General features: G+C 70.3%; 17 protein-coding genes and 2 pseudogenes. 13 read left to right on the top strand and 6 right to left on the bottom strand.

Annotated elements, in window-relative coordinates; all coding sequences use genetic code 11:
* The first annotated feature begins 1 nt into the window (after position 1).
* Complete coding sequence (locus tag OG928_RS43210; protein WP_331767504.1) at positions 2–1,318, top strand: MFS transporter; 1,317 nt, start codon at positions 2–4, stop codon at positions 1,316–1,318.
* Between the two features lie 137 nt (positions 1,319–1,455).
* Here the strand turns inward: OG928_RS43210 and OG928_RS43205 are convergent, their stop codons facing one another.
* Positions 1,456–2,004, bottom strand: coding sequence for a MarR family transcriptional regulator (locus OG928_RS43205; protein ID WP_331767503.1), 549 nt, complete (start codon positions 2,002–2,004; stop codon positions 1,456–1,458).
* 148 nt (positions 2,005–2,152) lie between these two features.
* On the opposite strand from OG928_RS43205, the gene OG928_RS43200 reads away from it, so the two are divergent.
* A complete protein-coding gene (locus OG928_RS43200; RefSeq protein ID WP_331768312.1) occupies positions 2,153–3,403 on the top strand; it encodes a flavin-dependent oxidoreductase in 1,251 nt (416 codons plus the stop codon).
* Positions 3,400–3,879 carry a DUF3237 domain-containing protein gene (locus tag OG928_RS43195; RefSeq protein WP_331767502.1) on the top strand — a complete coding sequence of 160 codons (480 nt, stop codon included), beginning with the start codon at positions 3,400–3,402 and terminating at the stop codon, positions 3,877–3,879. Before OG928_RS43200 ends, OG928_RS43195 begins: the two co-directional genes overlap by 4 nt.
* Before the next feature lie 10 nt (positions 3,880–3,889).
* Here OG928_RS43195 and OG928_RS43190 read toward each other — a convergent pair whose 3' ends face one another.
* Positions 3,890–4,987, bottom strand: coding sequence for a 1-aminocyclopropane-1-carboxylate deaminase/D-cysteine desulfhydrase (locus OG928_RS43190; RefSeq protein WP_406291793.1), 1,098 nt, complete (start codon positions 4,985–4,987; stop codon positions 3,890–3,892).
* A 621-nt stretch (positions 4,988–5,608) separates the two neighbouring features.
* Between OG928_RS43190 and OG928_RS43185 the strand changes: the two genes are divergently transcribed.
* The 6 genes and pseudogenes from OG928_RS43185 to OG928_RS43160 all read left to right on the top strand — a co-directional run bounded on the left by OG928_RS43185 (position 5,609) and on the right by OG928_RS43160 (position 15,037).
* Positions 5,609–7,204 (top strand): M14 family metallopeptidase, encoded by a 1,596-nt coding sequence (locus tag OG928_RS43185; RefSeq protein WP_331768310.1) that lies wholly within the window; start codon positions 5,609–5,611, stop codon positions 7,202–7,204.
* 273 nt (positions 7,205–7,477) lie between these two features.
* Positions 7,478–8,290: pseudogene (locus tag OG928_RS43180) on the top strand (S1 family peptidase); the annotation flags it as partial.
* Positions 8,291–8,296: 6 nt separating this feature from the next.
* Positions 8,297–8,656 carry a proprotein convertase P-domain-containing protein gene (locus OG928_RS43175; protein ID WP_406292122.1) on the top strand — a complete coding sequence of 120 codons (360 nt, stop codon included), beginning with the start codon at positions 8,297–8,299 and terminating at the stop codon, positions 8,654–8,656.
* Positions 8,657–9,004: 348 nt separating this feature from the next.
* The gene (locus OG928_RS43170; protein ID WP_331767501.1) at positions 9,005–11,896 is read left to right on the top strand and encodes an AAA family ATPase; all 2,892 of its coding nucleotides are present in this window, start codon (positions 9,005–9,007) and stop codon (positions 11,894–11,896) included.
* Positions 11,897–12,161: 265 nt separating this feature from the next.
* The gene (locus tag OG928_RS43165) at positions 12,162–13,061 is read left to right on the top strand and encodes a hypothetical protein (RefSeq protein ID WP_331767500.1); all 900 of its coding nucleotides are present in this window, start codon (positions 12,162–12,164) and stop codon (positions 13,059–13,061) included.
* Positions 13,058–15,037: a 2OG-Fe(II) oxygenase gene (locus OG928_RS43160; protein ID WP_331767499.1), complete on the top strand. Its 1,980-nt coding sequence runs from the start codon at positions 13,058–13,060 to the stop codon at positions 15,035–15,037. Before OG928_RS43165 ends, OG928_RS43160 begins: the two co-directional genes overlap by 4 nt.
* On the opposite strand, the gene OG928_RS43155 is transcribed toward OG928_RS43160, so the two are convergent.
* Positions 14,953–15,285 carry a DUF2071 domain-containing protein gene (locus OG928_RS43155; protein WP_406291790.1) on the bottom strand — a complete coding sequence of 111 codons (333 nt, stop codon included), beginning with the start codon at positions 15,283–15,285 and terminating at the stop codon, positions 14,953–14,955. The genes OG928_RS43160 and OG928_RS43155 overlap by 85 nt on opposite strands.
* Positions 15,286–15,681: 396 nt before the next feature.
* On the opposite strand from OG928_RS43155, the gene OG928_RS43150 reads away from it, so the two are divergent.
* On the top strand, positions 15,682–16,293 hold the full coding sequence (locus tag OG928_RS43150) for a class I SAM-dependent methyltransferase (RefSeq protein ID WP_331767497.1): 612 nt from the start codon (positions 15,682–15,684) through the stop codon (positions 16,291–16,293).
* Positions 16,294–16,404: 111 nt separating this feature from the next.
* On the opposite strand, the gene OG928_RS43145 is transcribed toward OG928_RS43150, so the two are convergent.
* On the bottom strand, positions 16,405–18,093 hold the full coding sequence (locus OG928_RS43145; RefSeq protein ID WP_331767496.1) for an aromatic amino acid ammonia-lyase: 1,689 nt from the start codon (positions 18,091–18,093) through the stop codon (positions 16,405–16,407).
* Positions 18,094–18,753: 660 nt separating this feature from the next.
* On the opposite strand from OG928_RS43145, the gene OG928_RS43140 reads away from it, so the two are divergent.
* Together OG928_RS43140 and OG928_RS43135 are read left to right on the top strand one after the other, a co-directional pair.
* Positions 18,754–19,086 carry a hypothetical protein gene (locus OG928_RS43140; RefSeq protein ID WP_331767495.1) on the top strand — a complete coding sequence of 111 codons (333 nt, stop codon included), beginning with the start codon at positions 18,754–18,756 and terminating at the stop codon, positions 19,084–19,086.
* 131 nt (positions 19,087–19,217) lie between these two features.
* A pseudogene (locus OG928_RS43135) lies at positions 19,218–19,622 on the top strand (class I SAM-dependent methyltransferase); the annotation flags it as partial.
* Between the two features lie 31 nt (positions 19,623–19,653).
* On the opposite strand, the gene OG928_RS43130 reads toward OG928_RS43135, so the two are convergent.
* On the bottom strand, positions 19,654–21,090 hold the full coding sequence (locus tag OG928_RS43130) for a helix-turn-helix domain-containing protein (protein WP_331767494.1): 1,437 nt from the start codon (positions 21,088–21,090) through the stop codon (positions 19,654–19,656).
* A gap of 128 nt (positions 21,091–21,218) precedes the next feature.
* On the opposite strand from OG928_RS43130, the gene OG928_RS43125 reads away from it, so the two are divergent.
* Positions 21,219–21,851: an ATP-binding protein gene (locus tag OG928_RS43125; RefSeq protein ID WP_331767493.1), complete on the top strand. Its 633-nt coding sequence runs from the start codon at positions 21,219–21,221 to the stop codon at positions 21,849–21,851.
* A 1,335-nt stretch (positions 21,852–23,186) separates the two neighbouring features.
* On the opposite strand, the gene OG928_RS43120 is transcribed toward OG928_RS43125, so the two are convergent.
* Positions 23,187–23,315 (bottom strand): hypothetical protein, encoded by a 129-nt coding sequence (locus OG928_RS43120; RefSeq protein ID WP_331767491.1) that lies wholly within the window; start codon positions 23,313–23,315, stop codon positions 23,187–23,189.
* Positions 23,316–23,367: the final 52 nt, after the last annotated feature.

Raw genomic sequence — 23,367 nt, 5'->3', positions numbered from 1 at the left:
CATGACCGACGTCGTCCAAGGGGAGACCCACGAGCCGGACAAGGTCGCGGTGGCGGCCACCTTCCGGCAGGCTCCGCTCCCGGCGAAGACGCTCCTCGCCGGGGCGTTCGTGAACCGCCTCGGCGCGTTCCTCAACATCTTCCTGGTGCTCTTCCTGACCTCCCGGGGCTACTCCGCCGGACAGGCGGCGTTCGCGCTGGGCGTGTACGGCGGCGGCGCCATCGTGGGGGTGCTACTCGGCGGGGCGCTCTCGATCAGACTCGGGGCGCGCAACGCGAGCGTGCTCGGCATGGTGGGCGCGAGCGTGCCCCTCGCCGCCATCCTCTACCTGCCCTCGTTCGGCCTGATCCTGGCCGCCGTGGCGCTGGTGAGCCTGGCCGGACAGCTGTACCGCCCGGCGTCGGCAACCCTGCTCTCCGACCTCACCCCGGCGAATCGCCAGGTGATGATCTTCGCGATGTACCGCTTCGGCCTGAACCTCGGCACCACCGTCGCGCCGCTGTTCGGGTTCGCGCTCTACAACCTGGCGGACCAAAGTTACGCGCTGGTCTTCTGGGTCGAGGCGCTGATCTCGCTCTTCTACGCGACCGTCGCCTGGCTGACGCTGCCACCGCGCTCCGCCGATGGGGCGGCCGCGGGCACGGGCGCGGGCGCGGGCGCCGATGGCGATGGTGGCGATGGCGACAAGGAGGCGGCCGGCGCGGACGGGACTGCCCAGGCCGGGCGGGGCGGCTATCGAGCCATGATGCGCGACCGGCGTTACATGCTCTACCTGGTCGCGATCTTCTTCTTCGGGGTCGTCTATGTGCAATACCTCTCCACGCTGCCGCTCGATGTGCGCGACAGCGGCGTCGCGATCTTCTGGTACACGCTCGCGGTTTCGCTGAACGGCTTCATCGTCATCTCGTTCGAGTTGCTGGTCACGAAATACGCGCAAGCGTGGTCACAACGACTGACGATCGCGTGGGCACTCGTACTGGTCGGCGTCGGCGTGGCCGTATACGGCCTGCCGCTCGGCCCGGCCGTCATCCTGCTCGGCACCCTGATCTGGTCCGTCGGCGAGATCCTCGGCGGTCCGGCGACCACGGCCTATCCGGTGGTCGCCGGACCCCCGCACCTGAAGGGCCACTACATCGGCGGCTTCCACTTCGCCTGGAGCCTGGGCGCCGCGGTCGGCCCCGTCGTGGGCGGCTGGCTGTTCATCCGGCTCGGACACCAGGTCTGGCCGGTACTCACCGCGGGCTCGGTGCTGGCCACCGTCCTGGTGCTCGTGTCGGTGCGGGACAGGCCGCCGACACCCGTCGCGCCCGGCGAATGACGAACGCCCCGACCCGGGTGCGCGGGCCCGGACTCCGCCGAGGGGCGCGGGCGCGGCAGCGCGACGGCGCCCGTGCGGTTCGGTGCCGGGGACCTCACCGCCGGGAAGCCCACCAGCACGACCGGTAGCGGTGAGGTTCAGTCGGCTGCGGGCGTGTGGGTGGGGCGTCCTGCCGTCAGGCGACGCAGCAGAGCGGCGAGTCGGTCGCGGTCTCGTTGGTCCAGGGACGAGAACCAGTCGAGTTCGCGTTCGGCGTGGGCGGTGAACGCTTCGGCGACCGCTGTGCGGCCCTGTTCGGTCAGGGCGACCAGGACCGCTCGCTTGTCCTCGGAGACCCGGCGGCGTTCCACCAGCCCGTCGCGTTCGAGGGTGTTGACCGCGTTGGTCAGCGCCGAGCGCGACAGCACCGACAGCTCGGCGAGCCGCGCGGGCTGGGTGGGGCCCAGCACCCACAGCTTGAACATGATCCGGAAGCCCGGAAGCGTCCAGCCCCGCGGCCGGTGCACGGTCGCCTCGAGGTCGGCGACCAGCAGGTAGGCGACGTGCAGCAGCTGGTAGCCCAGGTCGAACGCGTCCGGGTCGGCGCCCGGCGCCAGCTCGGTGACGCGCTCGCGCGCCTGGTCGGCGTACCGGACGTCCGGCAGCGCGGCGGTCGCCTTGGCAGGGGGTGTCGCGCGCGGCGTCATGGGTTCCGTCTCGATCGGTGGGCCCCTCGGCGGGTGCCTCGACGGGGGCGTACGGGGCACATCTTCCCAAGAGTTGTTGCGGATCTCGGCCCGTACCCCCAAGATGTCCAAAGTTGTTATGGCCGAAACAATCTATCGGGAGGTTCTCGTGCGCGTCATCGTCGCCGGGGGAGGAATCGGCGGGCTCGCCGCCGCGCTGTCGCTGCACGCGGCGGGCATCACGGACGTCACCGTCCTGGAGTCGGCGACCGAGATCCGGCCATTGGGGGTGGGCATCAACGTCCTGCCGCACGCCGTGCGCGAACTGACCGAGCTCGGCCTGGCCGATCGGCTCGCCGCGCTGGGCGTGCCGACCGGCGAACTCGCGTACTTCAACCGGTTCGGCCAGGCCATCTGGTCCGAGCCGCGCGGCATCGACGCGGGGTATCGCTGGCCGCAGTACTCCGTCCACCGCGGCGGCCTGCAGATGCTGCTCCTGGACGCGGTCCGCGAACGCCTCGGCGCCGACGCGGTGCACACCGGCCGAGCGGTGACCTCGTACGAGGACCTCCCGCAGGGCGTACGCGCCCACACCTCCTCGGGTCATCTCGACGGCGACGTCCTCGTCGCCGCCGACGGCATCCGCTCCGCGATCCGCCGGCAGCTCTTCCCCGACGAGGGTCCGCCGCCGTGGAACGGCCTCGTCCTGTGGCGCGGCATCAGCCGCGCGCCCGCCTTCCTCACCGGCCGGACCATGATCATGGCCGGCGACGGCAGCGAGAAGTTCGTCGCGTACCCGCTCACCTCGGAGCCGGACGCCGACGGCAACCGGCTGCTCAACTGGATCGCCGAACGCCCGCTCGACACTCCGCCGCCCGCGCCCGGGGATTGGAACCGCAAGGCCGAACCCGCCGACGTCCTGGCGCACTTCGGGCACTGGAGGTTCCCGTGGCTGGACATACCCGCGGTCGTCGCCGCCGCCGACGCGGTGTACGAGTACCCGATGGTCGACCGCGACCCGTTGCCGCGCTGGACGCACGGACGCGTCACCCTGCTCGGTGACGCCGCGCACGCGATGTACCCCATCGGGTCCAACGGCGCCTCGCAGGCGATCCTCGACGCCCGCGTCCTCGCCTGGCGGCTCGCCACCTGTCCCGTCGACGACGCGCTGGCCGCCTACGAGGCGGAGCGCCGCCCCGCGACCACCGCCATCCAACAGGCCAACCGGGGCCTGGGCCCGGAGATCGTGATGCGGATCGTCCACGAGCGCGCCCCGCACGGCTTCACCGACATCGACGACGTCCTCACCCGCGCCGAACGCGAGGCCGCCGCGGCCGGCTACAAGCGCACCGCGGGCTTCGACCCCGCCCTGCTCAACGAGCGCGCCTCCTACACCGTCGGCACCGGGAGCCAGGCATGAGCACGGAACCGATCCTGCCGCCGCCCCCCGGTCTGGAGTTCCTCGCCCGCTTCCGGGTGGACCTGGACCCGATGCTGGACCTGGGCGACACCCCGTGGGGCCGGCGCCGCGTCATCCCGATCGTCGGCGGCTCGTTCGAGGGACCGCGGCTGCGCGGCGAGGTCCTCGCGGGCGGCGGCGACTGGCAGGTCGTCCACGCGGGCGGCGCGGCCGACATCGACACTCGATACACCCTGCGCACCGACGACGGGGCGCTGGTCCATCTGGCCACCACCGGGCTGCGGCATGGCCCGCCCGAGGTGCTGGCCCGGCTCGGCCGGGGCGAGGACGTGGACCCGCGGTCGTACTATTTCCGCCTGGTCTGCCGCTTCGAGACGGGCGACGCCCGTTACGACTGGCTCAACCGAACCATCGGTGTCGCGGCCGCGATGCGCAGCGCGAACACGGTCCGATACGACGCCCACGGGCTCCTGTAGCCGTGGACGCTCACCGTGGCCCGTTCGTGTCCAGGTAGAGGACGGGACCGGCTCCGAGGCGGCCGGAGGCGTTCATCGCCAGCAGCGCCGCCATGGCCTTGGCGGTGTAGACCGGGTCGAGGGTGAGGTTCTCCCTTTCGGCGGCCAGGTGTTGTGCGTGTTCGCCTTCCGCCGTCGCGTGACCGTAGGCCGGCCCGAGCCAGTCGCGGACGAGGTGGAGGTCGTCCGGAGACACATCCGTGTGGGGAAGGTCCGCGCCTCGGGCCCGCAGCAACTTCTGTGCGCGGCGGGCCAGACCCACGAGGGCGGGCGGGTCGAGTCGCAGGGTGTCGTTGACGACGACACCGACCACCCGGGTGCGCAGGCCGGCGAGCCGCAGGCCCAGGAGCAGCCCTGCCGTCGTGCCGCCGGATCCGACCGCGGTGACGATGTGCGACGGCTCGGGCAGCGTTCCCTCTCGCACCTGGGCGGCCAGTTCGAGAGCCGCCTCGACATAGCCGAGAGCACCGATCGGTGACGAACCGCCCGCCGGGACGAAGTACGGCGGTCGGCCGCCGGCCATGTGCCGGGCGAACAGTACCGGCGCCGCGGCGATGGTCCGGGCCTTGGTGCGGGTGAAGTGCAGTGTCGCGCCGCTGCCTTCGAGTCGGGCCGACTGCGCGCGCACGTGGTCGTCGATGGGCTGGTCGATCAGCGCGATGGCGGTGGCCACCCCGTGTTCCCGGGCGTACAGGGCGGTGGCCAGCCCCCAGTTCGTGCCCAGCCCGCCCACGGTCAGGATCGTGCGTCGCCCTCGCCGGAGGGCGTCGGGCAGCAGCCACTCCAGCTTGCGGACCTTGTTCCCGCCCCAACCGCCGTCCCCGAAGACACTCTCGTCCTTCACCCACACGGGTGCGGCGCCTTCGGACAGCCCCGGCAGCGGACGCACCGGGGTGGGGACCGAGCCCAGCCGCAGGTGTGGCAGTGTCTCGCGCAGCGCCGGGAATCGCTGATGCAGCAGCGGAGCCGTCACCTCGTTCGACGCGGACCCGCCCGCGCCGCCGGAGCCGAGTACACGCTCGACACGGCCGTTGGTGAACAATCCGTGCGGGTCGTCCTCGGTACGCATGTCCACAGTCTCCTGTGCGGCCCGTGGGAGTGGGTGCCTTTCGATCGATCTCGCCCCTGGGCGGCCCGCGGGACGATCGGCGGGGTGCGGGTGTCGGGTGGGCCCTGCCGGACCCCCCTTTGGTTGGCCGGGACGACAAGGGTTTTCCCCGATTCGCGAGCGGAGTCGGATGGTTACCGTTTGGTAGCGGTCCCCCTCGACTTCTCGTGCCGAGCACGTCCCCCGTACCGCATCGCCTCCGGCGTGAGGAATCGGAAGTCAAGCGCGCCCGTTCGCTCGATGAGCGGTTGTCCCCCTCGACGCGGTTGTCCTCTCAACGCGCGGCTTTGCGTTCAACGCGCGGTTCGTCCCCTCCGCACCTTATCTTGTGGTTTCGTTCGGCGCTGCCCGGCGCGACCGGGTGTCCCCCTGCCGGTCGGCCCACACCTGCCCTCTCACGGCATTGCGCGTCGATTCCGATCCACTCGGGCGGAATGCCGTCGGCCTCCCACCGACGGCATCCGTCGACACACGACGAAATCCCTCCGGCACCGGAGACATCCGGCGCCCCCACGAGGAGGTACACGTGTGAAACGCAAACGCCTGTCCGCCCTGACGGCCGCCCTCACCGCCGCCCTCACGATGGTGGCGGTGAACTCCAACCCCGCCGTCGGGGAGAAGGCGCCGTCGTCCGCCGAAACCACGACATCGGCCGAGTACAGCGTCATCGGCGTCCGAACCGCCCAACAGCGCAGCGCCATCGCGGCGACCGGCGCCGCCGTCAACGGCGTCGAGGACGGTCGTCTGTTGATCACCGCGACCCCCGCCGAGGTCCGGCAGATCAGGGCGCTCGGCTTCAAGGTGAACTCCGAGGCCCCGCCCGCCCTCAGCGGCCAGACCAACCGGGACTTCCCGCCCGCGGACTCCAACTACCACAACTACGCGGAGATGGTCACCGAGATCGACAAGGCCGTCGCCAACCACCCGACCCTGATCAGCAAGCAGGTGATCGGGCGCTCCTACGAGGGCCGCGACCTGTACGTGCTGAAGATCTCGGACAACGTGGCGGCCGACGAGAGCGAACCGGAAGTGCTGTTCACGCACCATCAGCACGCCCGCGAGCACCTTACCGTCGAAATGGCGCTCTATCTGGTCAAGTTGCTCGGCGACGGCTACGCCACCGACCCTCGGGTCAAGGCGCTCGTCGACAGCCGCGAGATCTGGATCATGCCCGATGTCAACCCGGACGGCGGCGAGTTCGACATCTCCTCCGGTTCGTACCGCAGTTGGCGCAAGAACCGTCAGCCCAACTCCGGTTCGAGCAACGTCGGTACCGACCTCAACCGCAACTGGCCCTACAAGTGGGGCTGCTGTGGCGGCTCCTCGGGCAGCACCGGCAGTGAGACGTATCGCGGCCCCCGGGCCGAGTCCGCGCCCGAGGTCAAGGCCGTGACCGACTGGGTGAAGGGCCGCGTCGTCGGTGGCAAGCAGCAGTTGACGGCGGCGATCGACTTCCACACCTACAGCGAACTGGTGCTGTGGCCGTTCGGTTGGACGTACGACCAGGTCGTGCCGGGCATGACCGCCGACGAGTACAACACGTTCGCCACCATCGGCCGGGACATGGCCGCGACCAACGGCTACACCCCCGAGCAGTCGTCCGATCTCTACATCACGGACGGCTCGATCGACGACTGGCTGTGGGGCGAACAGCGGGTCTACGCCTACACGTTCGAGATGTACCCGGCCTCGGGCAACGGCGGGTTCTATCCGCCCGACGAGGTCATCGATCGCGAAACGTCCCGAAACAAGGCCGCGGTTCTGCATCTGCTCGACTACGCGGACTGTCCCCCGCGTGCGATCGGCAAACCCTGTGGCGGAGAGCCGCCGGGCAAGACGTTCGAGAACACCAACGACGTGGCGATCCCCGACAATGGCGCCGCGGTCTTCAGCGACATCGCCGTGACCGGTGTACCGGGCAACGCACCCGCCACCCTCAAGGTCGGCGTCGACATCAAGCACACCTGGCGCGGCGACCTCACCATCGACCTCGTCGCCCCGGACAACTCGGTCTACCGGCTGAAGAACTCCAGCGGCAACGACTCCGCGGACAACGTCATCACCACCTACACCGTCGACGCCTCCAGCGAAGTCGCCAACGGCACCTGGCGGCTGAAGGTGCAGGACGTGGCCTCCGCCGACACCGGCAAGATCGACTCCTGGAAGGTCACCTTCTAGGTCCCCGGATCCCCGGTGCGGCATTCCCGATCGGCACCAACCGGCCGCACCGGCGCCGGCTCTCCACGCCGGCACCAGCACCAAAGCCAACACCGGCTCGATCGAACCTTCCTGCCGTCGCCCGGAGTTCGTGTCCCGCTCCGGGCATCCCAGGGAACCGACGAGCGTCCCCCTTCCCCCAGCGAACGGACCCGACGAACGTCCCCCCTCGTTGTCGTCGGGTCCGTTCGGTTCCACATCCACGCAGCCTTCATGTGGGCCGAAAGGAAGACAATGGTGAGCAGGCACTCTCTGATCAAGAGACTCCTGGTGGTTTCCGCGGCGGTAACGGCGATCGTCGCCGGCGGCGCGGGGCAGACGATCGCCACCCCGCCCCCACCCCCCTCGGACTCGGGCGACGTCACCCCGCACATCGTCGGTGGCACCCGAGCCGCACAAGGCGAGTTCCCCTGGATGGTCAGGCTGTCCATGGGCTGTGGCGGGGCCATGTACACGAGCCAGATCGTGTTGACCGCCGCGCACTGCGTCGACGGCTCCGGCCCCGACACGAGCATCACGGCCACGTACGGCGTGGTCGACCTCCAGAGCACGGCGGCGATCAAGCGCACGTCGGTCGAAATCCTTCGCTCCCCCACCTACGACACGCCCACCGGTGGTGACTGGGCGCTGATCAAGCTGGCCAGTGCCATCCCGGGGGCGGTGACGTTGCCGGTCGCCGCCACCAAGACGTACGACAACGGCACGTTCACCATCGCCGGTTGGGGTGCGGCCACCGAGGGCGGCGGACAGCAGCGGTACCTGCTCAAGGCCGACGTCCCGTTCGTGACCGACGCCACCTGCAAGGCGTCCAGCGGATACTCGGGGCTGATCCCGGCCGCCGAGATCTGCGCCGCGTACCCGCAGGGCGGTACGGACACCTGCCAAGGCGACTCCGGCGGGCCGATGTTCCGCAAGGACAACGCGGGCGCCTGGATCCAGATCGGCATCACCAGTTGGGGCGTCGGCTGCGCGCGACCGGGCCAACCGGGCGTGTACACCGAGGTGAGCACCTTCGCCACGGCCATCGCGCAGGGCGCCGCCGATCTGGGCGGAGTGGACCCGCCGGGCAAGACGTTCGAGAACACCAACGACGTGGCGATCCCCGACAAGGGCGCCGCGGTCTTCAGCGACATCGCCGTGACCGGTGTATCGGGCAACGCGCCCGCCACCCTCAAGGTCGGCGTCGACATCAAGCACACCTGGCGCGGCGACCTCACCATCGACCTCGTCGCCCCCGACAACTCCCTCTACCGACTCAAGAACTCCAGCGGAAGCGACTCCGCCGACAACGTCATCACCACCTACACCGTCAACGCCTCCAGCGAAGTCGCCAACGGCACCTGGCGGCTGAAGGTGCAGGACGTGGCCTCCGCCGACACCGGCAAGATCGACTCCTGGAAGGTCACCTTCTGATCAGGCGCCTCACCTCCTGGAAAGTCACCGTCTGAGCAGCCGTCTCGCTTCCTGGAAGGTCACGCCGAGCACGCGTCTCGCTTCCTGGAAGGTCCCATCCGAGCAGGCCTCTCGTTCGCATCGGCTCGGCTCGGCCCGGTTCCGCCACGGGCCGGGCCGGGCCGCCGGGGCGTGTCTTCCACCATGGAAGACACGCCCCAGGGCGTGCCCTTGTGCCGCGGCAACCGGCGATCGCCCCGGCAAACCCGTGGGGAGCATGACGGGCGACACCCGCCAACGGGATTGATGCCGGGCACACCCAGTGGCTAGGGTTCGGTCGGGACTCCCCACACCCGCTGGGAGCAGACGATGGCCGACCATGTCGCCGGCTCTGCCGAAACCCTCGGCCCGCCGTCAGCACCTTTGGTGGGTCGGGCGGCCTTGCTCGCCTCCGTCGAGTCACGGATCGCGGCCGGTGGCAGCGTGGTGCTGACCGGATCGAGCGGCATCGGCAAGACCACGGTGGTGGACGCCGTGTGCGGGGCGGCCGCGGCCCGCGGCGAGAACATCCTGCGCACGAGCGGCACCGAGGTCGGTCGACGGGTCCCCTACTCCGGGCTGGCCGCCCTGCTGCAAGGCGTTCCGCCCGAGTCGGTGGCCGCGCTGGCGCCGCCGCAGCGCTCCGTCGTCGGCGACCTGCTCGCGGGCAGGCACACGCCGGTGCGGACCCACCCGTTCGCCCCGGGCCACGCGCCCCCGGGAACTCACGTGTCCGGAGCGCCTTTTCACGACCTGTGCCGGCGGGCCTGGCGGGATCTGCTCGAAGGTTGTTCCGTGCTCTTGCCGACCCTGGTGGTGGTCGACGACGCGCACTGGCTCGACGCCGCCTCGGCCGACGTCCTCTCGCACGCGTTGCACCATCTGGCCGGCCCCGACGTCCGGGCCCTGGTCGCCGGCGGGTGGCCCGAGCGCGGCGCGGCCGAGCACGGCGGAGACCTGCCCTGGCTCACCGCGCCGATCGCCGTCGAGGTCGCCGTACCGCCGCTGCCGCCGGAAGACCTGGTCGAACTCTTCGACCGGCACGGCGTACCCGCCCGCATCGCGAACAAGCTGCACGCGGACTCCGGCGGCAATCCATATCTGGCCCTGGCCCTGGCGGGCGGACCCTCGGACCGCACCCCGCGCCACGGCCGGCCGGCGCCGCTGCCGCAGCGGGTGCGCGCCCTGATCGGCGAGCGCGTCGACCGGCTGTCTCCGGAGACCCGCGAGACGTTGCTCGTTGCCGCGCTGACGACCCGCCCGACCACCGAACTGCTCCTGCGCGCGGGCCGCGCGGACGCCGAGCACGACGTACGGCTCGCCGCCGCCACCGGACTCCTGGTCACCGAGGGCGAGCACATCAGGTTCACCCCGCCGGCCGTGGCCGGCGTGATCGCGGAATCCGCGCGCGCCGACCATCGCGCGAAGCTGCACCTGGCCCTGTCCACGGTGGTGACCGACGCCGCCGGGCGCATCCGCCATCGGGCGCTCGTGTCGGCCGACCCGGACGCGGAGGTCGCGCGGAAGCTGGCGACCGCCGCCGACGAGGCCCGCCGACGCGGGTCCCGCCGGCTCGCCGCCGAGTTGTACCTGCTGGCCGCCGGCCGTACGCCCGCGGAGTTCGACGCCCAACGACTCGATCGGCTGGTCGCCGCGGCGGAGGTCGGTGCGACCGCCGGGCTGTCGGAGGCCGTGCACCGGGCCGCGGATTCCGTGCTGGCCGCCGATTCGCTGCCCGCGCAACGGGTGCGGGTGCGCATCGCGTTGATCGACCTCGCCGGCCAAGGGCTGGTGGAAATGGACGAGTTGTTCGCGGCCGCCATGCTCGACGCGGGCGAGGACCCCGCCCTGACCGGACCGGTGTGGCTGCGGCGATCGTGGGCGGCGATGGTCGAGGGCGACCACGAACGCAGCGCGTACCACGCCGAGTTGGCCGGTGATCTGGCCCGGACGGCCGACGATGCGGCTACCGAGTCGATGGCCCTGGCCCTGACCGCGATGACCGCGCGGGTCACCGGACGCCCCGACTACCGGCTCCACATGGACCGGGCGCTGGCACTGCCGGAACCCGCGCTCGACGGCTGGCTGCACATGACGCCGCGCTTCGTGGCCGCGCGATTCGCGGTCTTCGACGACCGCCTCGACGACGCCCGCCGCGACCTGCTCGCGATGCTCGCGCGGACCGAGCGCGGCACCGGCGAGGAGATCGTCGCGGTGCTGCGCTCGCTGTCCGAGGTCTCCGCTCGCCTGGGCCGGTGCGCGGACGCGCTGCACTTCGCGGACCGGGCGATGCGCATCGCCGAGGATTCCGGCCTGAGCCCGGGGCCGGGCTGGTACAACGGCGCGATCGCGGAACTGGCCGGCGGCAGCGTGTCCCGGGCCCTGGCGTACGCGGAACGCGGCGTGCGCGCCTCGGAGCAGGAGGGCGACTCGATCTTCCTGGAGCGCCACCTGCACGCGCTCGGGCAGGCGAAGTTACGGGCGGGCGACGTCGCGGGCGGCATCGAGGCGTTGCGGCGGATCGCCGACCTGGAGCGGGTCCAGGGGGTGTCGCCGCCGCCGGTGCTGCGCTGGCACGGCGACCTGGCCTGCGCACTGGGTATCGGGGGCCGACTCGACGAGGCGGAGCAGGTGATCCGGTCGGCGCGGGAGGCGCTGGCCCCCTCGGATCGTGGTCGGGGCACCAGCGCCCAACTCGACCGCGCGCAGGCGGTCTTGTACGCCGCCCGGGGCGACGTCGGCCGGGCGGTGGAGCTGCTCGACCACGCCAGGCACGTGTTCGAGGCCCTGCGTCAGCCCCTGGAGTCGGGCCACTGCCTGCTGATCCGGGGCCGGATCGAGCGCAGCCGCCGCCGGCACGCCGCCGCGCGTTCGGCCGGGGAGCAGGCGCTGGCGGTGTTCACCCGGTACGGCGCGCGGCCGTGGATGGAACAGGCGGGTCGTACACTCGCCCGGCACCCGGCAACCGGTGGGCCACCGGCCGCCCATCCGCAACCCGACGCGGTCGGGGCGTTCGCGACGCTGACCGCGACCGAGGAACGGGTGGCGCGGCTGGTCGCGGAGGGGGCGAGCAACCGCGAGGTAGCGGCGGCCCTGTTCCTGAGCGTGAAGACGGTCGAGGCGTCGCTGACCCGCATCTACCGCAAATTCGCCGTCCGTTCGCGGACCCAACTCGGCTCGCACCTGCGCGCCGCACTGGGCCTGCCGGAACAACCTCGCTGACCCGACACCGCGGGGCCGGTCCGGGCCCGGCGGAGCCGCCGGGGGCTACTCGGCGGTGTTCTGCCCCGTGTGCAACGACACCGGCAAGTACGTTCACCACTACTCCCAGACCTACGGCGCCATCTATCGCGACTGCAAATGCCGCAGCCGGCGCAGGCGATAGAGCGCCGTCATCGCGATCGCGGGCACGCTCGGTTGACGGCATCCGCCGTGATTCGCGCACCGCGGGGGACGACTGTCCGTGGCTGTCGATAGCGTGCTCGGGATGGAAACTGCAACCCTTGAACAGGCATTGCGGGATCACCCCGACGACGTCGCCACGTGGCGTGTCTACGGCGACCGGCTCCTGGCGCAGGGCGACGCCCGGGGCACGCTGATCCGTCTGGAACAGCGCCACGCACACGTCGGCCCCGTCGAGCGCGAGGCCCTGGCGCGCGAGATCGCCGCGCTGATGGAAGAGCACCGGCAGAGCTGGGACGCGGCGCTGCCGCCGGGGGCGACCGTCCTGGCCCGCCGGTACGGATTCGCCACGAAGGTCGCCGTCGAATGGTCCGACGACGCGCCCGCGCTGATCGCGGGGGCCCTGGAGGACCGCTTCGTGACGGCCCTGCGGATCGGACCGTCCGCCGACGTCGCGGAGGACGACCACGACTGGGACGACTGCTTCGACGAGGAAGACAATCCGATCCCGCCACCGCCCATCGAGGCCGCCGCCCTCGCGACGCTCGACCTCGGCCGCCTCGTCGAGCTCGACCTCGCGCATCTGCGCATCGGCGACCCCGGCGCCCAGGCCCTGGCGGCGTCGACCCCCGGCGGGCGGATCCGGGCGCTCGACCTGCGGTACTGCGGCATCGGCGACGCCGGCTTGGCGGCACTCGCGGCGTCCCCGCACTTCGGCGACGTCCGGCGCCTGCACCTCCAACGCAACGCGCTCACCGCCGAGGGCGTGCGCTCACTGGCGCGTTTCGAGCACCTCGTCGAACTCGACCTGCGCTACAACCGGATCGGCGCGGAGGGGGCGGAAGCCCTGCTCGCGGCGGGGTTCGTCGGCTCGCTCACGCGGCTGCTGCTGTATCGCGGCGACGTCTCCGACGCCGGCGTGCGGAAATTGGCGCTTGCCCCGCAGCTCTCACCCGCGCTGCGCAACTACTGGAGGAGTGTGTGAGCATCGATCTCCGCGATCGCTTCTTTGCCCTGTCGAGCGGTCGGGCCCTCGGGGACGCGGGTGCGGACGAGGCCGCCCGCTACCGCGCCCAGGTCGACGCGACCGACACCGAACCCGCCGCGACGCTCGACGGGCTCGCGATCTCCTGGCACCCGACCGTGCGCTACAAGGCGGTGCGCTTCGTCGATGCCGAGCGCATCGACGCCGACGTGCGCGAGCTGTTCACCCGGCCCAGCGAGGCCGCGCCACACCTGGCCGCCGTCTTCGTCGATCCGCGCGAGTTGTCGTTCCGCACGTTCGAGAACATCCTTCCGCTGGACCGCCTGTTCGCGGACACCGGGCTGGAGTTCGAGCTCGCAAAGCGCGTGGAGCTCGCGAAGGACGCGTACTCGTTCTCGCTGCGGCTCCCGGCCCCCGCCCGTGCCCGGCTCGAGAGCCTCGACGCGCTGAACCTCTACGTCCCGCCGCTCAACGCCGCCTCGCGCGGCGGCGACCGCTTCATCTTCCACTCCGCGCTGCTTGCCGAGGCGCTCACCGCGGCAGTGGTCGAGGCGATGCCGCAGTCGCTGCTCGACGGCTTCTCGCACGTGAACCCCGTGTTCCGCTGCAACCGCTTCGAGCCGGGCGACGCCCACTTCCACCGCCACCGCGACACGCCCTACTACGACGCCGCGCGCGGGCACATCTCCCGCTACACGGTCCTGATCTACCTCACCGGCGGCTCGGCCGCGCCCGCCCTCGACCTCGTCACCGGCGCCGCGCTCACGGACATCGAGCCTTTCACCTGTGTGATCCTCGATCAGCGGTACGAGCACGAGGGCGCGCCCTACCGCGACGGCCGCAAGGTCTTCCTGCGCACCGAACTCGTCTTCACCGATCCCGAGGTCACGCACGATCCCGAGATCGGCGCGCTGTTCGCCAAGGCCTGTTATTGGACCGGCGAGAGCGTCTTCGCCCCCGAACTCGCCCGCCACGCCGACGCCTGTTACAACCAGGTCGCGGCGGCGCATTGGAGCGGCCTCACGCCCGGTGCCGCCCGCGAGCCGTTCGTCCACAGGCAGTTCCGCGGCGTGCATTTCGTCGCGAACGGCTACGACTTCTGGTTCCCCAAGAGCGACACGCTCTCGCTCGCCGAGTGCGCCGCGATCACGCTTCTCGACTACTTCAACTGCAAGGTCGGCGACACCGCGTTCCGCGCCCTGTGCGACTCGGCCGTGATCGAGGCCGACGACGACGCGTGGATTCCCGGGTTCCTCCAAGGCAAGGGCGGCGGTTCGGGTGTCGCGCCGTTCGACAAGTCCGCTCTCTTCCCCGATCCGGAGGAGCCCGACGACAATCAGTGTTGCCCGTTCCACGACTACGGCGGGTTCGACGCCACGCGCCACGACGAGATCGTCGATCTCTATACGCGAGCCCAGAGCTTCGCGAAGGCGCACATCATGCCGGCGCCGATTCTGATGCTCGGAGAGGAAGTGGTCCTCGATCCGGACAAGTTCGTGATCCGGGGCAACCTCATCCACGTGCTCGGCAAGGAGTCGTTGGCTCCCGTGAACTTCGCCGCCTGCTGGAACTCCGGCGGCACCCCCGAGAACTACATCGATGTCGCGGCCACTGTCGGCGTGGCACACTTCCTCGTCCCGCCGATCGTCTTCACCGAGTCGGCCGACTGCCACCACCTTCGGTTCGACTTCTTCCGCAACTCCTGGATGGTCAAGCAGCGGCAGTCGACCGTTCCCGTCCCGATGATCACCGACGCCGACCCCGTCGAGCTCGAAGAGGACGGCGACGCCCCCTGGCTGGACGCCGTCGATCCCTCTCTGGTCGTCGGCGCCTCCGGCAAGCGTACGGCGAATCTCTGGTGGGCCGACGACTCTCCGCTGATCGACGAGCTCTACGACTCCCTCGGCGGCGACGAGGTGGAGGACGAGGAGAACGAGGCGGTGAGGACGGAGTCGCTGTCGCGGCGCGGGATGTAGACCCCCGAGCGCGGGCCGTCGGATGTGTCCCAACGTACGGCGATGCGGTGCGCGGCGTTCTCGGTGCGCAGTCCGAGGCCGAATGGTGCGGAGTCCGGGCGGAGTCGGGCCAGGCGGATGAGACAGATACCGGCGGCCGCGTACCCGCGGACCAGGACTGGCCGCAAGGGTGCCGGAAGCAGACGGGCGGTGATCTCGGGGTCGACGCGATAGTTGACCAGCAGCCGACGTTCGATGGTGCTCGCCATGACCGGCGCTTTCACGACCGTGTCCTTTCGATGATCTCGCACAGTCTTTCCGATGCACTCACGGCTGCTTCCCTTCGGTGGTCCTGCGCCGCCTTTGCCGTATCACGAGTTGTTCGGGACATACGGCGCCGAGAAACCGTCCGAGGGAGAGCGCGAGGCGTTCCTCCACCAGGGAGTAGTGGATGCGGTTCGCGTCCCGGCGCAACCCGTTTCGTGCGGTCGTGGACGATCGTCTTGAGGATGCCGCCGAAGTGGTCGAACGCCCGCGCATGGCTGCCCCGGAACGCCGTGAGGTCCATGCTCGTGGAGGCCGGCCGGCCCGAGCCTTGACGGCACCTCGACAGCGCGAGTCGAGCAAGGACGAGGCCCCTCGCCCCGCAGGGATAGGTTGGGCCGATGGGCGCGGACTACTGGAATCACAACGTGCACTACCACCCGCTCGTCCTCGAAGCCGTGCCGGATGGATGCGACGCGGCCCTGGACATCGGATGCGGCGAAGGATCACTGGCTCGCAAGCTCGCTGAGCGGGCGAACACGGTGGTCGGCGTCGACAGATCCGGCGAGATGGTCCTCCTCGCCCGCCGGCACTGCCCGGACCTGCGCAACGCCACCTTCGCGGAGGCGGACTTCCTCGACGAATCGCACGGCCTGCTCAGCGAAGGCGCGTACGACTTCGTCAGCGCCGTGGCAGTCGTGCATCACGTCGAGTTCTCGAAGGCGATCAACGCCATGACGCGCCTGCTCGCACCGGGTGGCCGCCTGGTCGTCATCGGTCTGGCCCGCAACCGGACACCGCTGGACTGGATCATCAGCGGCGCCGGAGTCCCGGCGGCCCGCCTGAACGCCCGCCGACACGGAGGCAAGACCGACCCGGACGGCATGCCCACCCAGGAGCCCACCATGGCCTGGGGCGACGTCCGCCGAGAGGCCGAACTCCTGCTGCCGGGCTGCCACTTCCGCCGCCATCTGCTCTGGCGATATTCACTCGTCTGGGACAGCCCCGCGTAAACGCCCCCACCGCCGTGGCCCGGCGGAACGTTGGCCCCGAACCCGCACTCGTTCACACGGCGGGCGCCGCCGGGGCGCCCGCCGAACGATCTCGCCGGGTCGGGTCGGGCGTCAGGTCACGTCGGGGCGCAGGTCGCCGGCCTCGACCATGGCGACGGCGGCTCGGACGTCGGGTGTCATCCAGCGATCCTCGCCCAGGGTCTGGACCCGCTGCCGGAACCGCTCGTGGAGCGCCTGGGTGGCCTTGGCGAGGGGCAGCGGATCCATCGTGGGGCGGGCCAGGTCGATGCCCTGGGCGGCGAGCAGGAACTGGACGGCCAGTACGGTCTCGGCGCGTTCGAGGTTGTCGTCCAGGTTGCGCACCGACGCCATCGCCATCGTGTTGTGGTCCTCCTGGCCGAACTTCTCCGGCCGGGACAGGACCCCGGCGGGCATCGCCCGCGCCTGCATCTCCGGGATCAGCGCCGCGCCCACGGTCTGGACCTGCACCATGCCGGAGTTGAGGCCCACCGGCGGCGCGCCCAGGTTGTCGGGAAGGCCGTAGCTCCACTTGGACGCGATCAGCCGCCCGGACAGTTCGTGACTGAGTACCGCGACGTCGGTGACCTGCGCGTTGAGGGTGTCGATCGCGTGTCCGATCTGCGCCCCGTCCCAGTTGCCGCCCATGACGAACTCGTAGTCTCCGCCGTCGCGTTGGAATACGAGGGGGTTGGAGGTCGAGGCGTTGGCCTCGCGGGTGATGATGGTGTCCGCTTCGGACAACGTCTGGCGCAGCGTCGCGGCGATGTGCGGGGCCGCCCGTACGGAGACGGCGTCCTGTACGCGGGGCGATTTCTCGCCGAAGCGCAGCCGTCCCTCCTCGGTCGTCCAACGGCTGCCGGAGATCAGGGAACGCAGTCGGGCAGCCTCCTTCTCCTCTACGGGGATGCGCCGTTCGGCGTGGGTGCGGGGGTCGAGGGAGTCGGCTTCGGCGCGGGTGGCCTCCAGGAAGAGCGCGAAAGCCCCGTCGAACTGGTCGAGGAAGGTCTCGGCCCGGTACGTGGACGCGACGTAGCGGGCGGTGAGTACGCCGCTGCCGCTGAGAAGGGGCAGCGCCTCGCCCGCCTCCAGGGCGAACCGGTCGGGCAGGCCGGCCTCGGCGAGCACGGCCGCGGCGGGGCGTTCCGGGCCGCCCCGCAGGCGGGCCGTCGCGCCGTCGCCGGTGAGCACCAGGCCGGCCGCCGCCATGGGCTGCAGGTCACCGGTGCCCAGCGAGCCGACGGCCGGCATGACCGGTGTGACGCCGGCGTTGACCAGGGCCAGCATGCGACGCACCATCTCGGGGCGTACCCCCATGTGGGCGCGGGCCATCGAGTTCGCCCGCAGGACCAAGGCCAGGCGCGCCACACCCACGGGGAGTTCGTCCCCGACGCCGGCGGCGTGCGAACGGAGGATCCGGCGTTGGAAGTCGAGCTGTTCCGCGTCCGTCAGGGGGTGGTCCTTGAGCGGTCCCAGGGCCTGGTTCCAGCCGTAGACGCGTTGCCCGGCCTTGAGGGCGTCCAGTGCGCCCGACCGGGAGTCGCGCATCCGGTCGGCGGCCTCGTTCGAGAGCTGCAGCGTGCCGGCGGTCCCCCGCAGGACCGCTCTCATCTGGGTGACCGTCAGATGGTCACCGTCGAGGGTGATCGCCGCCTTGGACTCGGCCGCCGGTGTGATCGTTCCTGCCATGGGCTGGGCCAGTACGGGGCCGGTCGAGCCCGGCAGCAGCACGATCGCGGCCACGGTGGTCGCCGCCGCCCACAGTCGAAGTACCTTGCGCACACGGGTCGTTCGGGGTCGGCCGAAAGGACGGGGCCTGGAACACGGCCGATTCGAGGGTGTCGGAAGAGAAAATGGCTCACAACCGTGTGGTCGGTACAACCGGCCCATCCGTTGAACAATTCGTACAAGCACACGGCACGGCCACAGCCACGCGTCGCGGCCGATCGAGTCGCGACGATTTCACCGGTTCACTGGTTCACCGATCACACGCGAGCCATCGGCCCAAGACCGGGTCGTCGAGGGCGGCATGAAGGCTCGCGGACCCATCGCCCCGCGAACACGCCGCCCGCCGACGGAAGACCCGCACCTTTGGTGGCCCGCGGCATGGTGTTCATGATGCCCGCAGGCCCACACTGACGATGAGGGTAATTCGCCCCAGGGGAGGGGAACTTCATGTCGACTCCGGCTGCACCGAAACCCGGCGGCACGGACGGTCCATCCGGCACAGGCTCCGGCGGCGGTGACAAACCCCCGCCGAAGCCCACCGGTACCGCTACGCCGACCCCGTCGCCGTCGACCACCGGCAGCACCCCCGCGACGTCCACGACGTCCACGAGCTCGACGACCCCCACGAGCACGACTCCCGCGCCCGTCCCGGCATCGGCACCGCCGCCCACCGAAAGCGCGCGCTCACTACTGCGCGCGGTCCTGAAGGACCAGGTGGAATTCAACTTCTACTGGGAGGGCCGGAGTTCGCTCACCACCAAGGCCATCCGCGTCGGCGTGCACGGCGTCGAGCTCATCATCAATGTCCACCCGGGCACCGACACGACGGGCGAGTACCTCTTCGGCTTCGGCTCCGCGTACGTCCGCGGGGACGAGGACAACGAGGTGAACATCGGCAGCCTTGGCCAAGGGGCCCTGGCTCCCTTGCGCGACCAACTCGCCGAGCAGTTCCACGCGCAATTCACCGAGGCCTACGACAAGCTCGAAGCCGCCCCCCGCTCCTCGGACCGCGACTGGCGAAACAAGGACGGCAAGACGAGGAAGTAGCCACCCGGACACAGGACAACCGGCAGCCATCCAGCGCTGTGCAGTGACCAGGGCGCTGAAGAGCGCATGGCGAGAGGAGACTCGGAGGAACCCCGCTCGCCGTCGCGAGCGGGCTCACCTAGGGTGCGGGCATGGTTCAGCCTGCTGATTTCTACACAGGTATCGTCGCGGAGGCATACGGGCCGCTGAAATCCTTCGCCCAGGACCCGGAGCCCTACGCGGCCTTCATCGAGGAGGCCGGCGCCCCGGCCCTGGAACTGGGATGCGGGGATGGCGATCCGCTCCTCGATCTACGGGAACGTGGTCTGGATGTCGAGGGCGTGGACTCCTCCGCGGACATGATCGAGCGATGTCGCCGCCGGTCGAAGGAGCGTGGCGTCGACGTCGTAGTCCATTGCCAACGGATGGAAGCACTCGATCTGCCTCGCCGCTATCGCGCGATCTTCCTGGCCGGTCCGACCTTCACACTGCTCCCCGACGACGCCACCGCCCTGGCCGCCCTCCGTAGCATCCGCAGTCACCTCGCCGAGGGCGGAACGGCCCTGGTCCCGTTGTTCGTTCCCTCATCTACTCCCACTGATGACATGGGCCGAGTGCGCACCACGGTGGCTCCCGACGGCGCCGAGCTGCGAGTGTCGGTGGTGGCGGAAACCCGGGATGAATCCACGCGCACGCAGACGTCGGTCCTGCGGGTGTGCCGGGCCGCGTCAGGTCTTGGTATGCCGCTCTCAGGTCGCCGGCCTCGGGCAGACCCCGTGCCTCGACGGCCCTGACGACTTCCAGCGCCCGCCAATGGTTCGACGGCACTACTCGACCGGAAAGAATGGCTTGCTGGGCCGAATGGCAGGCTTCGTCGAGGCTGTCGTTCACCAAAAGGGTCAGGGCCAGGTCGAGGCCGGCCACGGCCGCCCTGCGCGGCCATTTGCTGTGTCCCTCGCCGGGAGCGAGCCGAGCGATGACCTCGCGCGCATAGTCTTCGGCCGCGGGGTCGCCCAACCACGCCAATGTGGTGGCAGTGTATGACATGGATTTATTGGGGTCGTATCGGTAGTGATGTTCCGGGCGGTCCGGCCTGGGGAGATTCGATACGAGCTTGTGGACTCTCGCTATCGAGTCGTACGTCTCGGGGAATTTCCCCAGACGTGCGTTGACGCGGCCTTCCTGGGCGGTCGCCTGAATGGCGACAGAGCTTCCTTTGGGCGCAAGCTTCCGCGCCGCCCGGGAAAGGTCCGCCGCTTGCGCGTACCTCCCTTGCGTCAGCAGCCGCCAGGCAGCGGTTTCATGGCACCACGCCTGCAACTCGGGGTACTCGGCCTGCTCGGCGAGGCCGATGGCCGTCGCCAATCGAGCCGTCGCGGCTTCCTGTTGGGCCAAGTCGATGTGCAGCGTCGCGCTCAACAGGGAGAGCCATCCGCCCAGAGCGATCAAGCGCCGATGTTCGGCCAGAGTCTTCCGCGCGTCGAAAAGCCGTGCCACATAGGACAGGTGTTGGCGTGTGCGCACGAGAAGTTCATGCGGCGGTGTCACGGAATAACCGATGGCCAACTCGTCGAATACCGCTTCGAGGCGAGCAAGCGTCTCGGTTCCCACATCGCTGGCTACGGCGCGGCGGCCGAGTTCCAGCGCATCCAGCTCGTCGTTGAATGGGAAGACTTCAGGCGATTGATCGACACGAACCACCGCCGGCGCAACGGAACTCCGTCCGGAGGTCGCCTTTTCCCATTCACACGGAGTCATTCCAATCATTTCTCCGGGAACACGGAGGGCCTCGGCAATGTGTCGGATCTTCTCGACGGTGGTGATGCGGCCGATTCCTCGGGCGAGTGTGCCGACCCGCTCGGGCTTGATGTCGCAGGCGTCGGCGATCTTCTGGAAGCTGATGCCGCCGTACTTGCGGGCGATACGGAACACGGCCCCGAAGTCGTGGTCCGCGAGTGCCTGGCGCATGTCGTCGCGGTCGAGCACGTGGCGGGGCAGGGCTGCCGGTGATACGACGCTCGTCATGATCCGTCGACCCCCTGGCCCGCGTCCGGTCACACACAGTCGATCTCTGTAAACGCCGAGTTTACCCACCACGGGTACCCCCACCGGGGGGTGACGGACAGACGCACCCAACCTCGAAGCTCGTCCGCATGAGCAGAACGCAGACAAGTCCGGCAGGCCTCCAGGGTGTGATCGAGTGGACGCCGACCGAGGGGGAACGGCCGCATCTGAAGTGCCTGGACGCCTTGCCGGTTCCCGGGCTTCGGGTGGTCAGGGAAGGGCTCAACGTGGCCACGAAGGACTGGGTGCGGATCAGGGACCGGGCGTGGTGGCCCCATCCCGCCTCGGTGGCCGAGGTGCGCGTCTGGACGGCCGCGGCGCTGGTCGGGTGGGGGTTGCCCGAGTTGGTCGACGACGCGCTGTTGTGCGTGTCGGAATTGGTGACGAACTCCGTGACGCACGCGGTGTTCCCGGCCGGGGACGGGGTCACGGTGCGGTTGTGGTTCTGGCAGTTCCAGGCCCTCGCCGTCGAAGTCGTGGACCCCGACCGGGACTTGCCCGGGATGCGGGCGTCGAGCCTGTCGACGCCCTCGCCGGCCGCCGTGAACGACCTGCCCGAATGCCATCGCGGCCTGGCGACCGTACGTGCGTTCTCGGATCAGCTGTGCTGGGGACCGCACGAGTACGGCAAGTCGGTGTGGTGCCGCTTCGACCTGGAGCAGCGAGGACTCGCACGACCGTTCCCGGCGACCGGGACCACTGCTGAGACGTTCTTGGGGTAACGGTGGTGCGGGCGGGATGCCGACGCGCGCGAGGCGATCGCGTGTACCCGCTCGGGCGGCACTCGCCGCAGCTCGCCGCGCCCGAGCTGGTCAACGGATTGACGGAGCCACGTCGAGAGCCGGAAGCGGTCGGGTCGGCCGTCGCGGCGCAGGCGCGGAGCGCTCCGGCGCTCCGCGCCTGTGGGCCTGTGGGCCTGTGGGCCTGGGATCGCATTCCCGGCCCGGCCCAGGAGCCGGGATTCCGGGTTCAGGTTCGCGGGCCCGCCTGCGCGCCTACCAACACCGCGCCGCAGCGGCCGGACGCGCCGTCCTCGCCGAGCGCCTGGCCTGACACTCCACCGATCCCCCGGCCCCGGCGTCTCCGGTGGCGGGCGTGGACCGACCGCAAGACCTTGGGAATAGGAGGCGGCAACCCACGATCAGCGGTCGAGCTGGGCGAACGACGGGCGCGTTGAGTCGGCGTACCGCGACGATCGCCGGGTGCCTGCGGGTCGCAGGATCGTCGTCGTCCAGGTCGTATGCGTAGACGAGATCCCCGAAGTGGGCCAGAAGCGCCAGGGGGTTCGGCGGAAGGCAACGAGCGGCGGCCGGTCAAGAATTGTGAATGCGGCGCAGTCCCCTCGTGGGTCGTGGATCGGTGTGGCGGCCGCGAGGGCGGCCAGCAGCAGCCGCACGTACTCGGGGCATGGCCGCAGCATCGCGTGCTGCGCCGACACGATGAATCTTCCGGAGTAGTCCCGGTCCTATCGGATTGGTCATCGCGTGGTGATACGGCACCCTCAGCATCCGTCGGCCACTCAACCGCCCGCCCGACTTGCCTCACACCCCATGGATATCGGTGAGGCAAGTGGGCTTCGACGTACTTGCCTTGACATGCCTCGCGGCCAGAGTCCCCTCGACCTCGCGCAGATCTCCCCGTTCCCGACCGAGCACATCAAGCGATTCGGCGAGTACTCCACCCACGAACTCGGCATCACCCCCGACGACTACGACGCCCACCTGGACGGCGACTTCAGGGCGCCCGGCGACGACGGCAGGGAGGCGGCAGCACGACGGACAGGCCGCCCGAGCCGGACCACCGCGGCACCCCTCGCCACCAGGCCCGGAGCACCGACGGGCACCAGGCACCCGAGCATGCGAGGCAGCCGCCGAAGTCCTGCGGTCACCTTTCGAACCCGCGTAGCCGGCAGAGTGCCCGAGACCGCGCAGCCTCTCGCCGCCGTTGGTCTGGCCGGTGTCCTCTCTCAGGTGGACGCCGGTGGCGCGCTCCATGCCGACACCGGTTCAGGGGCGTCAGGGTGAAGCAGTGTTCGGACGCAGCGTTGCAGTCCCGCGTCACGCCCGTAGTCGACCGCGCGCATCCGGCGCGGACATCGAGAGGACCCCCTGGTGGTTCTGCGGATCGCCGTCCAGGAACGCCCGCACGATCGCCTGGTAGGCCAGATCGTCTTCCCGCCCTGCCATGTACAAGCCCCCTCCACGCACAGGAACGTCAGTCCCGAGACTGGCGCGGACG

Source organism: Embleya sp. NBC_00896, from assembly GCF_045207785.1.
Lineage (GTDB): Bacteria > Actinomycetota > Actinomycetes > Streptomycetales > Streptomycetaceae > Embleya.
This window is presented reverse-complemented; position numbering and strand designations above follow the sequence as displayed.